This is a genomic window from Oricola indica (assembly GCF_965227485.1).
GTDB classification, from domain to species: Bacteria; Pseudomonadota; Alphaproteobacteria; order Rhizobiales; family Rhizobiaceae; genus Oricola; species Oricola indica.
Window position 1 is genome coordinate 4,339,992 of record NZ_OZ245747.1, and the last position, 14,653, is coordinate 4,354,644.

At 62.8% G+C, this 14,653-nt stretch carries 14 protein-coding genes; 10 read left to right on the forward strand and 4 right to left on the reverse strand.

Annotated features, from left to right (window positions below):
• Positions 1-21 precede the first annotated feature (21 nt).
• The 5 genes from groL (at position 22) to ACQK2M_RS21535 (ending at position 6,013) form a co-directional block, all read left to right on the forward strand.
• Complete coding sequence (gene groL, locus ACQK2M_RS21515; protein WP_425419494.1) at positions 22-1,665, forward strand: chaperonin GroEL; 1,644 nt, start codon at positions 22-24, stop codon at positions 1,663-1,665.
• A gap of 188 nt (positions 1,666-1,853) precedes the next feature.
• A complete protein-coding gene (locus tag ACQK2M_RS21520) occupies positions 1,854-3,146 on the forward strand; it encodes an extracellular solute-binding protein (protein ID WP_425419495.1) in 1,293 nt (430 codons plus the stop codon).
• Between the two features lie 69 nt (positions 3,147-3,215).
• Entirely contained in the window at positions 3,216-4,097 is an 882-nt protein-coding gene (locus ACQK2M_RS21525) for an ABC transporter permease subunit (protein ID WP_425419496.1), read from the forward strand.
• A 10-nt stretch (positions 4,098-4,107) separates the two neighbouring features.
• On the forward strand, positions 4,108-4,950 hold the full coding sequence (gene ugpE / locus ACQK2M_RS21530; protein WP_425419497.1) for a sn-glycerol-3-phosphate ABC transporter permease UgpE: 843 nt from the start codon (positions 4,108-4,110) through the stop codon (positions 4,948-4,950).
• Positions 4,951-4,960: 10 nt separating this feature from the next.
• Entirely contained in the window at positions 4,961-6,013 is a 1,053-nt protein-coding gene (locus ACQK2M_RS21535) for a sn-glycerol-3-phosphate import ATP-binding protein UgpC (RefSeq protein ID WP_425419498.1), read from the forward strand.
• A gap of 57 nt (positions 6,014-6,070) precedes the next feature.
• Here ACQK2M_RS21535 and ACQK2M_RS21540 read toward each other — a convergent pair whose 3' ends face one another.
• Together ACQK2M_RS21540 and ACQK2M_RS21545 are read right to left on the reverse strand one after the other, a co-directional pair.
• Positions 6,071-6,535 carry a DsrE family protein gene (locus tag ACQK2M_RS21540; RefSeq protein ID WP_425419499.1) on the reverse strand — a complete coding sequence of 155 codons (465 nt, stop codon included), beginning with the start codon at positions 6,533-6,535 and terminating at the stop codon, positions 6,071-6,073.
• 126 nt (positions 6,536-6,661) lie between these two features.
• Positions 6,662-7,900: a PhnD/SsuA/transferrin family substrate-binding protein gene (locus tag ACQK2M_RS21545; protein WP_425419500.1), complete on the reverse strand. Its 1,239-nt coding sequence runs from the start codon at positions 7,898-7,900 to the stop codon at positions 6,662-6,664.
• Positions 7,901-8,064: 164 nt separating this feature from the next.
• On the opposite strand from ACQK2M_RS21545, the gene ACQK2M_RS21550 reads away from it, so the two are divergent.
• Entirely contained in the window at positions 8,065-9,675 is a 1,611-nt protein-coding gene (locus tag ACQK2M_RS21550; protein ID WP_425419501.1) for a SulP family inorganic anion transporter, read from the forward strand.
• Between the two features lie 69 nt (positions 9,676-9,744).
• Here the strand turns inward: ACQK2M_RS21550 and ACQK2M_RS21555 are convergent, their stop codons facing one another.
• Positions 9,745-10,494: a L,D-transpeptidase gene (locus tag ACQK2M_RS21555; RefSeq protein ID WP_425419502.1), complete on the reverse strand. Its 750-nt coding sequence runs from the start codon at positions 10,492-10,494 to the stop codon at positions 9,745-9,747.
• A 200-nt stretch (positions 10,495-10,694) separates the two neighbouring features.
• On the opposite strand from ACQK2M_RS21555, the gene ACQK2M_RS21560 reads away from it, so the two are divergent.
• Both ACQK2M_RS21560 and ACQK2M_RS21565 read left to right on the forward strand, forming a co-directional pair.
• Positions 10,695-11,327, forward strand: a complete 633-nt coding sequence (locus ACQK2M_RS21560) for a DNA-3-methyladenine glycosylase I (protein WP_425419503.1) — start codon at positions 10,695-10,697, stop codon at positions 11,325-11,327.
• Entirely contained in the window at positions 11,324-11,692 is a 369-nt protein-coding gene (locus tag ACQK2M_RS21565) for a DUF1801 domain-containing protein (RefSeq protein WP_425419504.1), read from the forward strand. Before ACQK2M_RS21560 ends, ACQK2M_RS21565 begins: the two co-directional genes overlap by 4 nt.
• On the opposite strand, the gene ACQK2M_RS21570 is transcribed toward ACQK2M_RS21565, so the two are convergent.
• Entirely contained in the window at positions 11,689-12,237 is a 549-nt protein-coding gene (locus ACQK2M_RS21570; protein ID WP_425419505.1) for a methylated-DNA--[protein]-cysteine S-methyltransferase, read from the reverse strand. The two genes, ACQK2M_RS21565 and ACQK2M_RS21570, sit on opposite strands and share 4 nt — an antisense overlap.
• Positions 12,238-12,445: 208 nt before the next feature.
• Here ACQK2M_RS21570 and ACQK2M_RS21575 point away from each other — a divergent pair, with 208 nt between their 5' ends.
• Positions 12,446-12,901, forward strand: a complete 456-nt coding sequence (locus tag ACQK2M_RS21575; RefSeq protein ID WP_425419506.1) for a BA14K family protein — start codon at positions 12,446-12,448, stop codon at positions 12,899-12,901.
• Positions 12,902-13,004: 103 nt separating this feature from the next.
• Positions 13,005-14,543, forward strand: a complete 1,539-nt coding sequence (hisS, locus tag ACQK2M_RS21580; protein ID WP_425419507.1) for a histidine--tRNA ligase — start codon at positions 13,005-13,007, stop codon at positions 14,541-14,543.
• Positions 14,544-14,653 lie beyond the last annotated feature (110 nt).

Below are 14,653 nucleotides of genomic sequence, written 5' to 3' on the forward strand. Positions count from 1 at the left end.
GATTGCCCGGGAGTATAGAATATGTCCGCTAAAGAAGTGAAATTCGGCCGCACGGCGCGCGAGCGCATGCTGGACGGCGTGAACATCCTCGCCGATGCCGTGAAAGTCACGCTCGGCCCGAAAGGCCGCAACGTCGTTATCGACAAGTCCTTCGGCGCACCGCGCATTACCAAGGACGGCGTATCGGTCGCCAAGGAAATCGAACTCGAAGACAAGTTCGAGAACATGGGCGCGCAGATGCTGCGCGAAGTGGCGTCCAAGACCAACGACATCGCCGGTGACGGCACCACGACCGCGACCGTTCTGGCGCAGTCGATCGTTCAGGAAGGCCACAAGGCCGTTGCCGCCGGCATGAACCCGATGGACCTGAAGCGCGGCATCGACCTCGCCGTCGCCGAAGTCGTCGCCGACCTTCAGAAGAAGGCCACCAAGATCAACACCTCCGAGGAAGTCGCCCAAGTTGGCACCATCTCCGCCAACGGCGAGTCCGAAATCGGCTCGATGATCGCGGAAGCGATGCAGAAAGTCGGCAATGAAGGTGTGATCACGGTCGAAGAAGCCAAGACCGCCGAGACCGAACTCGAAGTCGTCGAAGGCATGCAGTTCGACCGCGGCTACCTGTCGCCTTACTTCGTGACCAATCCGGAAAAGATGATCGCCGATCTCGAAGATCCGTACATCCTGCTGCACGAGAAGAAGCTCTCCAACCTGCAGGCCATGCTGCCGATCCTCGAATCCGTCGTTCAGTCCTCGCGTCCGCTGCTCATCATCGCGGAAGACGTCGAAGGCGAGGCACTGGCCACGCTCGTCGTCAACAAGCTGCGTGGCGGCCTGAAGATCGCCGCCGTCAAGGCTCCGGGCTTCGGCGATCGCCGCAAGGCCATGCTCGAAGACATCGCCATCCTGACGGGCGGCCAGGTCATCTCCGAAGACCTCGGCATCAAGCTCGAGAATGTCTCGCTCGACATGCTCGGCACGGCCAAGAAGGTTTCGATCACCAAGGAAGAAACCACCATCGTCGACGGCGCCGGTGAAGCTTCCGAGATCGAAGGCCGCGTCAACCAGATCAAGGCCCAGATCGAAGAGACCTCTTCCGATTACGACCGCGAGAAGCTCCAGGAGCGCCTTGCCAAGCTCGCAGGCGGCGTTGCCGTCATCCGCGTCGGCGGTGCGACCGAAGTCGAGGTGAAGGAGAAGAAGGACCGCGTCGACGACGCCCTCAACGCGACCCGCGCGGCCGTCGAAGAAGGCATCGTTCCCGGCGGCGGCACCGCTCTGCTGCTCTCCTCCAAGGGTCTGTCGGCCTCCGGCGTCAATGCCGACCAGGAAGCCGGCATCAGCATCGTTCGCCGCGCTCTGCAGGCTCCGGCCCGCCAGATCGCGACCAACGCTGGCGCCGAAGCCTCGATCGTTGTCGGCAAGATCCTCGAGCAGGATTCGCTGACCTTCGGCTTCAACGCCCAGACCGGCGAATATGGCGACCTGATCAAGATGGGCATCGTCGACCCGGTCAAGGTCGTGCGCACCGCCCTTCAGGACGCGGCCTCGATCGCCGGCCTGCTGATCACCACCGAAGCCATGATCGCCGAACTTCCGAAGAAGGAATCTGCCGGCGGCGGCATGCCCGACATGGGCGGCATGGGCGGAATGGGCGGCATGATGTAAGCCAAGCGCTTACAGCATCCATTTTACGGAAAGGCCGGGCGCAAGCCCGGCCTTTTTGCTTTGGACTATCCCCGGCCATTTCACGCGCTGTCATCGATTTTTCACCGAACGGTCAAGAAGGCTTCACCGGATTCTCCTACGCGGCTCGCATCGTTTCGACTCCCGAAACGGAACCCAGGAGATTTCAGATGATCCGCAATATCCTTGCAGCCTCCCTGCTGCTTTCCACGTCCGCGCATGCTTTCGCCACAGACATCACCTGGTGGCACGGCATGGGCGGCAAGAACCAGGAAGTGATCAACCAGATCGCCGAGAAGTTCAACGCGGCGCAGGACGCCTGTTCGCTGACTCCAGTTTCCAAGGGCACCTACGAGGAAGCGCTCGCCGCCGGCATCGCCGCCTTCCGCTCCGGTGAACAGCCGAACATCCTTCAGGTCTTCGACGCCGGCGCCGCCACGATCATCAACGCCAACGGCGCGGCGATCCCCGCGGAAGACCTGATCACCCAGGCCGGCTACGAGTTCGATCGGGAATCCTTCATCGAGGGCGTTCGCTACTTCTACGCCGACGCCGACGGCAAGTTCGTCGGCATGCCGTTCAACTCGTCGGCGCCGATCATGTACATCAACACCGCCGCCCTCGAAAAAGCCGGCGTCGACGCCCCGAAGACCTGGGAAGAGTTCGAGGGAATCGCCCCCGCGCTGAAGGAAGCCGGCTACATTCCGCTCGTCCAGTCGCAGCTGACATGGGAATTCACGGAGAACTTCTTCTCGCGCAACAACCTGCAGTTCGCCAGCAACAACAACGGCTACGACTCCGTTCAGGGCACGACGCTCAACGTCACCGCGCCCGAGCATGTCATGATGTACGAAAAGCTGAAGGACTGGTACGACAACGGATATTTCGGATATTTCGGCGCCGGCTGGTCCGACAACCAGAAGCCGTTCGAGGAAGACAAGGTCGCGTTGTGGATCGGTTCGTCGGGCTCGTTCGGGGGTCTGCAGAGCTCCGCGCAGATGCCGTTCTCGGCGACCTTCCTGCCCTATTGGGACTCCATCGAAGGCGCCGGCACCAACTCCTTCATCGGCGGCGCGGCTCTCTTCGCGATGTCCGGCAAGTCGGATGAGGAAAACAAGTGCTCGGCCGACTTCTTCCAGTTCCTGACATCGGCCGAAATCCAGTATTTCTACCACCAGTCCACCGGCTATGTCGCGATCACCAAGGCCGCCTACGAGCTGGCCAAGGAAGACGGCTACTACGATGAAAAGCCGATCGCCGAAGTCGGCATCCAGCAGCTTTCGCTGCCGGGCGGCGAATGGTCCAAGGGCTATCGCATGGGCTTCTACCCGCAGATCCGTGAAGTCATGGAACGCGAATACAACCGCATCTTCGCCGGCGAGACCACCGTCGAGGACGCGATGAAGACCATCGAGGAAGAAGGCAACGCCCTTCTCGCGCGCTTCGCCAAGACCGCCGGCTAAGTCCGGTTTCCCGATACCTGTCGATCCGGGGGCCTCGCGCTCCCGGATCATCCCCTCCGGAAAGCCCGCATGAAGCGCGTCCAGTTCTCCTCGCCATACCTGCCCTACCTGTTCCTGCTGCCGCAGATGACGGTGGTCTTCATCTTCTTCTACTGGCCGTCCGCACAGGCGATCCAGTCGTCCTTCTATCTTGAGGACCCGTTCGGTTTCGGCGCGACCTTCGTCGGTTTCGACAACTATCTCGAGGCGTTCAAATCCAGCCACTATCAACAGATCGCTCGTTTCACCGTGGTCTTCACGATCCTTGTGACGGTTTTCTCGCTGTCGATCGGATTGCTTCTGGCCACGACCGCCGACACGGTCATTCGCGGATCGGGGCCCTACAAGACGCTCCTGATCTGCGTCTACGCGATCGCGCCACCGGTGGCCGGCCTGATCGGCATGATGTTTTTCGACCAGCATATCGGCCCCTTCGTCACCATGGCCGCCTGGTTCGGATGGGACATGAAAGTCGGCATCGACTATGTCGACACGGCATTCGCGATGATCGTCGTCGCCGTCTGGAAACAGATCCCCTACAATTTCATTTTCTTCCTGTCCGGATTGCAGGGCATCCCTGTCTCCGTGCGCGAGGCGGCCGCGATCGACAACCGCTCGCGTCTCGGCCGATTTCGGACAGTGACCCTGCCGCTGCTGGCGCCGACAGCATTCTTCCTTCTGATCATCAACATGACCTATTCGCTGTTCGACACGTTCGGCATCATCGATGTGATCGTGAAGGACAAGGCGGCCAACAACCCGATCACGCTCGTCTACAAGGTCTATATGGACGGCTTCCGCGGCAACGACATCGGCGGCTCGGCCGCCCAGTCCGTCATCCTGATGCTGATCGTCCTGCTGCTCACCGTTTTCCAGTTCCGCTTCATCGAGCGGCGCGTCCACTACAATTGAGGGCCTGATCATGCACAAGACAAAGGTCGTGGACCACCTGATCCTGCTCTTCGGCGTCTTCGTCATGATGGCGCCCGTGGTGGTGGCCTTCATGACATCGACGCACGACGCACTCGATGTCCATCTGCACGGGCTGCAGGTGACCTGGGGCGGCCACTTCACCGACACCTATCGCGAGATGCTGACGAAAAAGGGCGGCTTCACAGGCGAGGTCACCGGCGCGCGCATGGTCATGAATTCCTTCATCCTCGGCGTCGGCTTCGCCGTCGGCAAGATCGTGCTGTCGATGCTGGCCGCCTACGCGATCGTGTATTTTCGCTTCCGCATGGGAGTGATCTTCTTCTGGATGATCTTCACCACGCTGCTGCTGCCGCTGGAAGTGCGTATCCTGCCCTCCTACGACGTGATGACCAAGCTTGGCCTCGTCAACACCTATACCGGGCTGATCGTGCCGCTTCTGGCGTCGGCCACGGGAACGTTCTTCTTTCGCCAGTTCTTCAAGTCCGTGCCCGACGAATTGCTGGAGGCGGCGCGCATCGACGGCGCCGGGCCGTTCAAGTTCTTCATCGACATCCTGGTCCCGCTCTCCAAGACGATGATCGCGGCGATCTTCATCATCATGTTCGTCTATGGCTGGAACCAGTATCTCTGGCCGATGCTGATGACCAACGAGGAGAGCTTCTACACGCTCGTGCGCGGCATCAAGCAGATCCTGCTCGTCTGGGTCGGCAGCCAGATCCCCGAATACAACCAGGCATTCGCGCTCGCGATCCTCGCGATGCTGCCACCGGTTCTGATCGTCGTGATCTTCCAGAGCTGGTTCATCAAGGGCCTGACCGAAAGCGACAAGTGAGACCGAAGACATGGCGCAAGTCACCATCGAGAATGTGAGCAAATCCTATACCGGCGACGTGCGGGCGGTGAATTCCGTCTCCATCGCCATCGAGGACGGCGAGTTCATCGTCCTTGTCGGCCCGTCGGGCTGTGGCAAATCCACACTGCTGCGCATGGTGGCCGGGCTGGAAAGCGTCACCGAGGGCACAATCCGGATCGGCGAGCGGACCGTCAACGACGTGGAACCGGCCGAGCGCGACATCGCCATGGTTTTCCAGAACTATGCCCTCTACCCGCACATGACGGTGCGCCAGAACCTCGCCTACGGGCTGAAGAACCGCGGCACCCCCAAGGCCGAAATCGACAAGCGCGTCGCGGAAGCCTCCAGGATCCTCGAACTCGACCAGTATCTCGACCGCAAGCCGCGGCAACTGTCGGGCGGGCAGCGCCAGCGCGTCGCCATGGGCCGCGCCATCGTGCGGGAGCCGGCTGCCTTCCTGTTCGACGAGCCGCTGTCCAATCTCGACGCCAAGTTGCGTGTCCAGATGCGCGGCGAGATCAAGCAGTTGCAACGGCGTCTCGCCACGACGTCGATCTACGTCACGCATGATCAGCTCGAAGCCATGACGATGGCCGACCGCATCGTTGTTCTCAATGGCGGCCATGTCGAACAGATCGGCACGCCGCTCGAGGTCTATCGCGCGCCGCAGTCGGCCTTCGTCGCAAGCTTCATCGGCTCTCCCGCAATGAACCTGATCGCGGCGCGCGGCGAAGGCGGCCGTCTCGTCATCGGGGACCAGACTGTCACGATGAACGGAGCCGAGGTGCCGAACGGACCTCTGACGCTGGGCGTCCGTGCCGAGGACATGGCCCTTGCTTCCGGCAATGGGGACGGTCACGTCGAAATGGCGATCGACTATGTCGAGGAGCTCGGCGCAAGCCGGCTCGTGCATGGCCGGCTGACCGATGAGCGGCTTGCGCTTTCGCTGCCGTCGGGCGCGCCCCTGTCGGACAGGCTGTCCATCACCCTCGATCCCCACCGTCTGCACCTGTTCGATCCGGGTTCCGGCCGGCGGATCTGAGGCCGAGCAAATACGGCCGGTGCATGCACCGGCCGTGTTTCACTCCATCCATGCCGATCAGGGCTTGATGTAGGTGTAGCCCATCATCTGGAGGCGGCTCAATTCGGCCACGCCTGACGGCACGATATCGTCCTCGAACACCTCGAACAGGTCGTTGTGATAGTCGATATTGCGGCCGACCAGCGTGTTGTTGCAGACATTGAACGCGACGTTCTGGGTCTTGAGGCTGGTGACGTCCATCTGCAGCTTGTCATTGGACTGGGCGCTCTTGAGGAGCCCGACACCATTGCCGTGCAGCACGACCCTGATTTCCATATTGTCCTTGCCGACCGCGTTGATGTGGTTCTGGATATTGCGCAGCGCGCCGCGATAGGCCTTGTCGCCATCGCCGCCATTGTAATTGATATGGTAGACGACCTTCTGCTTGCCGTAGCGCTCATTGGCGGCGGATGCGCCGGTCAGCGCGGTCGCGACAAAGGCGATGGACGCGAAAATCGCGATGAATTTCGTGAGCAGTTTCATGGGTAATCCTCCCGGTTGCAGACACCGCATCCTCCATGCGGCAATGCCGGAATGCTCCCAGCGGAAGCTCACGAAAAACAGCTGGGCGGACCCTCTGAATAGCCTGGGGTATACCCTGGGAAAGGCTCACGCAGCCAGAGCGCCGCCTGCCTTTCTGACGAGTTCGGCCATGTTGGCGGCCTCGTATTTTCGCATCAGATGCCCGCGATGGAACTCGACCGTTTTCGGGCTGATCCCGAGGTCGCGGGCGATCTCCTTGGTCGTTTTACCCGCTCCGACCAACTGCAGGATTTCATGTTCGCGCGGCGTCAGACGCACCTTCGCTCCCGCTGTCTGTGCCGGGTCCGTCTGCACGGGTGACGCGTGGCGGCCTCGCCAGTAAATCAGCATCGCGATCACGATCGGCACGCCGCCGGCGGCGGCCGCCAGGAAGCCGGAGAGCGCTACCATCGGCGTATCCTCGCCGGGTTTCGCCGCGTCCACCGTCTGAAGGAGCGTGCGCACGGTCACGTCGGACGGCACGGTCGTCCAACCGCCATAACCGCCGGCTTCCACAGCCGGATGATCGCCGTCCAGCCGAAGCAAAGCGATCGCGATGGCGCGGCGCTCCGTCTCGGGAACGGACGCCGTGGAGGCCAGAATCCATTCCGGCATCAGTTCGGTGGAGAGAGCCGGTTCGAACCCCGGCACCCGCAACGGGTTGAGGATGCGCAGCTGGTATGCCTCGACCTTGCCCGCATTGACGGCCGCTTCCAGCAAACCCGTGCGCACCGTGCCGGCATCGACGGCGCCGTCGACCACCGCCTCGATGACACCGTCATGCGGGAAGCCGAGAAACACGATGGAGTCGAGATCGCGCCACGGATTGATTTCATTGCGCACCAGCGTCGCAGCCGCCACCTCGAAACCGCCAAAGGCGTCGGGCGCGATGGCGGCGAGCCGCCTGCCCTTGAGATCGGCAAGCGTCCTGATCTCCTCATTGTCGGAGCGCACGAAAATCACCGCGCCGAAACGGTTGCCCGTCTGCGGGACATCCTCCCGGTCGGAACGCAGGCTCACCATCGGAAACAGGCGCGCCTGTTCGACCATCCTGTAGAGATGGCCGGGATTGGTGAAGAGGTAGTCGATCTCGCCGCGTGCAAGCGCCGACCGCACGCCATCGAGCGACAAAGGCACCACCGTGAAATCGGCGCCCGGCACGGCGGTTTCCACCGCGTCGAATGTCGGCTGCCAGCGCGCGATCGCCGCTTCGTCGCCGCGATAGGCGAGAATGCCGACTTTTCTGGTCACGCGATCGCCATCGCCTTCGGCCGCGACCGCACAGCCGGCAAGGGCGAGCAGGATCGCCAACGCCAGTCTCATCATGGAATTGCATGTCCTCCCGACCGGGATTTTGCGCGGGGCCGGCGATCTTGTCCAGCAAAAGGACACGGAGGCCCCGCGGCATGGCTCATATGTGCCTCCGATATTGCTATGCAGCATCAAATCGGTTCAAAAGGGCCAGATCCAGAAACGGGAACCGATTTTACATGACACGAGCGACGCTTGCCGCGCTCGCTGGCCGCCTCCCCTTTGGCGGTCGCGATCCGGGCGCCTTTGCCCCTTTCAATCCGATGACGATCAAGACGGAATTGCTGTCCGGCCTCACCGTGGCGCTTGCGCTGGTGCCCGAGGCGGTAGCCTTTGCCTTCGTCGCCGGCGTGCATCCGCTGGTCGGCCTCTACGCCGCCTTCATCGTCGGCCTGATCACCTCCATCTTCGGCGGTCGGCCCGGCATGATCTCGGGCGCGACCGGTGCGCTTGCCGTAGTGATGGTCTCGCTCGTCGCCTCGCATGGCGTCGAATATCTGTTCGCCACCGTCGTGCTGATGGGAATCCTGCAGGTGCTGGCTGGCGTCTTCCACCTCGGCAAGTTCATTCGCCTCGTGCCGCATCCGGTGATGCTCGGTTTCGTCAACGGCCTCGCCATCGTCATCTTCCTGGCGCAGCTCACCCAGTTCAAGGTCCACGCGCCTGACGGCTCGCTGCAATGGATGACCGGCTGGCCGCTCGTCACCATGCTTGGCCTCGTCGCCGCCACCATGGCGATCATCTGGGCCATGCCGAAACTCACCAATGCCATTCCGGCGCCGCTCGCCGGCATCGGCGTCATCGCGGCGGTCGTCATCATATTCGGCATCGACGTTCCGCGCGTCGGCGACCTTGCGTCGATCGAGGGCGGGCTGCCCACCTTCCATCTGCCGACCGTGCCTCTGACATTCGAAACGCTCGAAATCATCGTCCCCTATGCGGTGATCCTCGCCGCCATCGGCCTGATCGAGAGCCTGCTGACGTTGAACCTCGTCGGCGAGATCACCGGCCAGCGCGGCGGTGCGTCGAAGGAATGCATCGCGCAGGGCACGGCCAATGTCGTGACCGGCTTTTTCGGCGGCATGGGCGGCTGTGCGATGATCGGCCAGTCGATGATCAACGTGAAATCGGGCGGCCGCTTCCGCCTCTCCGGCTTGTCGGCGGCGCTGTTCCTGCTCGCCTTCATCCTCGTCGCCTCGCCGCTGATCGAACAGATCCCGCTCGCCGCGCTCGTCGGCGTCATGTTCATGGTCGTCATCGGCACCTTCGCCTGGCAGACGCTGAAGATCATGCGCCGCATCCCGCTCACCGACGCGATGGTCATCGTGCTGGTGACGGTCGTCACCGTCGTCAGCGACCTTGCGGTCGCGGTCGTCGTCGGCGTGATCGTCTCGGCGCTGGCTTATGCCTGGAACAACGCCAAGCGCATCCATGCCAGGTCCCATGTCACGCCGGAAGGCGCGAAGGTCTACCAGATCGAGGGGCCGCTCTTCTTCGGATCGACCGATGGCTTCGCGGAGATATTCGACCCGGTCGCCGACCCGCAGACCGTTATGATCGATTTCATGAACAGCCGCGTCGTCGACCAGTCGGCACTGCAGGCGATCGAGGATCTCGCGGCAAAATACGAGGCGCAGGGCAAGAAGCTCGTCTTGCGCCACCTGTCGCATGACTGCCACCGGCTCTTGAACCGCGCCGGCCAGCTGATCGTCGATTCCGACGACGATCCGGAATACGGGATCGCGGTCAATTATTCGGTGAAGACCGGCGCTTTCGGCGGCGGTCACTGACCCGCAAATGAGAAAGCGGCCGCCGTCATGAGACGGCGACCGCTGCCCGCTCCCCCGCAGAAAACGGATCTATTTCACGATGACCTTGGTGCCGACACCGACGCGTGTGTAGAGGTCCATCACGTCCTCGTTGCGCATGCGGATGCAGCCCGACGAGACGGCCTGACCGATGGTCCAGGGCTGGTTGGTGCCGTGGATGCGGTAGAGCGTCGAACCGAGATAGAGCGCGCGCGCGCCGAGCGGATTGTTCGGACCGCCTTCCATGAAGACCGGCAGGATACGGCCCTTGGCCTTCTCGCGGGCAATCATCTCGGAGGGCGGGCGCCATGACGGCCACTCCGCCTTGCGCGTGATCTTGTGCGTGCCGGCCCATTCGAAGCCAGGCTTGCCGACGCCGACGCCGTAGCGGCGCGCGGTGCCGCCATCCTGGACGAGATAGAGGAACCGGGCATTGGTATCGATGATGATCGTGCCGGGCTTCTGGCCGCCATCATAGGAAACTTCCTGCGGCAGGTAGACCGGGTCCATGCCGCGCGGCTTGGCCGGATTGGCAGGACGCTGGACGGCGGCGCGCTGCACGGGCCGCGTTGTCAGCTGACGGCGCGGCGCGGTCGGCTGGCGGAAGATCACCTTCTTCGCATTCGAGCGCACCGACGTTCCGGTGATCGACCGGCCGCCGAGCTGCATCACCCAGGGGGCGGCCAGATCGGGGCTCAGGACGACCGGCGGCTTGGTGCCGTATCGATCCTGCGCGGAGGCGGAAAACGCCATGGCAATGAAGGCGGCGACAAGCGCCGCGAAAAGACTTGCAGGTTTCATCCGACGTACTCTCTACTCGTTCGTCATCGATCTGCTGACACCACATTGTCAGCAGAGCTCCGGCGCAAGCATGACGCGGCGTCCCCACTCAATTATGAATCGCGGACCGATAAAAAGCGATTTGGCGGCGCAATCTGTTGTCAAGGTTACCCGGCGGTTGCGACACATGGTGAATCGGAAATGAAGACGGAAAGAACCGCATGACCAGTGACGGATTGATCAAGGGACCGGACGGGCGCATCCGCTGCGCCTGGCACGGCAACCTGCCCGACTACCTCGCTTATCACGACAATGAGTGGGGCCAACCGGTCTCCGACGATACGCGGCTGTTCGAGAAGATCTGCCTCGAGGGCTTCCAGTCGGGGCTCTCCTGGCTGACCATCCTGCGCAAGCGCGAGAATTTCCGCGCCGGTTTCGCCGGTTTCGATATCGAGAAGGTCGCCCGCTTCGGCGATGACGATGTCGAGCGCCTCGTTCAGGATGCCGGCATCATCCGGCATCGCGGCAAGATCGTCTCGACGATCAACAACGCGAAACGGGCTCTGGAGATGCGCGACGAATTCGGCTCGCTCGCCGCCTATTTCTGGTCGCACGAGCCGCCCGCCTCCGAGCGCCCCGCCGTCGCAGACTGGGCGACGCTCAGGACGATGGGCAAGACCGCGACATCGACGGCGATCTCGAAAGACCTGAAAAAGCGCGGCTGGAGCTTCGTCGGCCCGACGACGGTCTACGCCTTCATGCAGGCGATGGGGCTCGTCAACGACCATGTCGAGGGATGCTGCTGCCGCGACGCGGTCGAGACCGCCCGTGCAGCCTTCACGAGGCCCAAGTGAGCAAGGCCGCCGGCCGGCTGCATGACGAGTTGCGCGCGCTGATCCTGGATACAGCGCGCGAAACGGCTTGTGTCGGGGAGATCGCTGAAAGCCTGAAATGGGGCGAACCAAGCTTTTCGCCCGTCAGACCGCGCATCGGCAGTTCCGTTCGCCTCGTGGCGCGCGACGACGAGACGGTGGCGATGCTGTTCATCTGCCACACCAATCTGGTCGACCGGTTCCGCGAGCTTTATCCCGACACCTTCACGTTCGAGGGCGATCGCGCGCTGGTCTTTTCCGCCGATCAGGCGGTACCGGTGGCGGAGACGAAGCATTGCATCGCCCTCGCGCTGACCTACCATCTGCGCCGGCGCAAGACCGCCTAGAGCTTGATCATGTCGAAGAGATCGGGGCCGAGCGCGCCCTCGATCTTCAACAGCGTGCGCTTCGTTTCCGTGCCGCCGGGCGCGGAAAAGCCGATCATCGCGCCATCCGCGCCAATGACGCGATGGCATGGTATGACGATCGGAAACGGGTTGCCGCCGAGCGCCTGACCGACACGGCGCGACAGCGAGATGTCGCCGAGATCGAGCGCCAACTGGCCATAGGTTCGCGTGTCGCCGGGTTTGATCGCTGCCGTCAGCCGGTAGACATCGCGCTCGAACGCGCCGACGCCGGTCATGTCGAGCGGCGCGCCGTCGAAATCCGGGCTGCCGCCATCGGCGAGCGCGCGGATGCCCTCAACGATCCCGGCGACGGGTTCCGGCGCGGTATCCGTCTCCGGCGCGCCGGGCACGCGGCGTCGCAGGCGCGCCAGCGTGGCGACGTCATTCACCTCCGGAAAACTGACCGCGCGTATGCCGGTCTCCCCCCAGGCGATCCCGCACCGCCCGATGGCCGTCTCGAACAGCATGACACTGGTGTGGCTCATTCCCTTCTCTCCGCAGGCAGAGCAAGCCGACATGAACACGCCCTGGTTGTCGGAATCAGCGTCTCGGTTGCATCGACCGTCACGTAACCCGGGTGGGAAAATACTTCATCAGGAAAAAAGTTTAACAAGGGACATGAAACCGCACCCGTATTCTTACATTATATAGTGGAGGGACGAATCCGGGCCACGCGCCCAAAGGAGAAAGACAATGATGGGAAGAAAAGTTCTGTCCGCGCTTTTGTCGGCCGCCATCGGTGTCGGCGCAGCCGCGCCGGTTGCCGCCGCGCCCTACACATTCCAGCCGTCGGTGACTGTCGATAACGGACTGGTGACGAATGTGGACCACCGCAAATACCGCAAGCATTTCAAGCACCGCAAACACCGTTTTCACAAGCGCAACGGCCATTTCTACCTGAACGGGCACCGGGGTTACCGGGACCGCAGGCACGGCTACCGCGAATATAACGGCTACTGGTTCCCGGCCGCGGCTTTCGCGCTGGGCATCCTGATGCTTCCGGAAGTCCAGCAGGGCCGCACGATCCGGCTCACGCGCAGCCACTATGCGTGGTGCGAGAGCCGCTATCGCAGCTACCGCCGCTGGGACAATTCCTGGCAGCCCTATAACGGTCCGCGCAAGCCGTGCGCTTCGCCGTACATGTACTAAGGGCTGACGCCGACGGCGGACCCCGGTCCGTCGTCTTGCGGCAATTGAGCCTGTCTTGTAGGAGAAGCGCGACCCCGCCCCTCCCTGCCAGACAGGCTCATTCATGTCCGAGAAGAAGAAGAAAAAACCGCAGAAACTGAAGGCGCGCCTGCCGCGCGGCTTCGTCGATCGTTCGCCGGCCGATATCCGCGCGACCGACGAGATGGTTTCCAAGATCAAGGCGGTCTACGAACGCTACGGTTTCGACCCGGTCGAGACGCCGATCTTCGAATATACCGATTGCCTTGGAAAGTTCCTGCCCGATCAGGACCGCCCGAACGAGGGCGTGTTCTCGGTACAGGACGATGACGAGCAGTGGATGTCGCTGCGCTACGACCTTACCGCGCCGCTGGCGCGTCACGTCGCCGAGAACATCAACGAGATCCAGCTCCCCTACCGCACCTATCGCGCCGGCTGGGTGTTCCGCAACGAAAAGCCCGGCCCCGGCCGCTTCCGCCAGTTCATGCAGTTCGACGCCGACACGGTCGGCGCGCCCGGCGTCCAGGCCGACGCCGAAATGTGCATGATGATGGCCGACACGATGGAAGCGCTCGGCATCGCGCGCGGGGATTACGTCATCCGGGTCAACAACCGGAAGGTGCTGGATGGTCTGATGGAAGCTATCGGGCTAGGCGAAGAAGAAAACGGGTCGACGCGACTAACGGTGTTGCGCGCGCTCGACAAGCTCGACAAGTTCGGCGTCGAGGGCGTCAAGCTACTGCTCGGTGACGGGCGCAAGGACGAGAGCGGCGACTTCACGCCAGGTGCGAAACTCGGTGTTGGACAGATAGAGTTCATTTGCGAGTACATCGATGTAGCGCTTCGCGGGTTGTCGGAAACGGTGGCGTTCCTCGACCGGATCGGGGAACAGGACACCGAATGGCACGTAAGTCCCATTATCGAGGCATTCTCTGAAATCGATCAGCTTGCAACCCTAATAGAGGCATGCGGTTATGGCGCAGACCGCATCAAGATCGACCCCTCCGTCGTCCGCGGCCTCGAATACTACACCGGCCCGGTCTACGAGGCCGAACTGCTCTTCGACGTCACCAACGAGAAGGGCGAGACGGTGCAGTTCGGTTCGGTCGGCGGCGGCGGGCGTTATGACGGGCTGGTCAAGCGCTTCACCGGGCAGGACGTGCCGGCGACCGGCTTTTCCATCGGCGTCTCGCGCCTGATGACGGCCTTGAAGAACCTCGGCAAGCTCGGCCAGGACGAGGTGATCCAGCCGGTCCTCGTCACCGTCATGGATGGCGACACGGAGGCGCTCGGCCGCTACCAGAAAATGGTCCAGACGTTGCGCGAGGCGGGCATCCGCGCCGAGATGTACCAGGGCAACTGGAAGAAGTTCGGCAACCAGCTCAAATATGCCGACCGTCGCGGCTGCCCGCTGGCCATCATTCAGGGCTCGGACGAGCGCGAGGCCGGCAAGGTGCAGATCAAGGACCTTATCGAGGGCAAGCGCCTGTCGGGTGAGATCACCGACAACGTCACCTGGCGCGAAAGCCGCCCGGCGCAGATCGAGGTCGCGGAAGACCGGATCGTCGCGGAAGTCATCCGCATGCTCGCCGACCAGGCCGAGGACCGCGCCAAGAGCGGCTGATACCGTGTCAGGCTGGACTCCCCCCACCCTTCATCCCTCCCCTCAAGGGGGAGGGAAGACATCCGCACCGGCGCATCCGCTTGCCACATCGATCCCGGCATGGGCTCCTT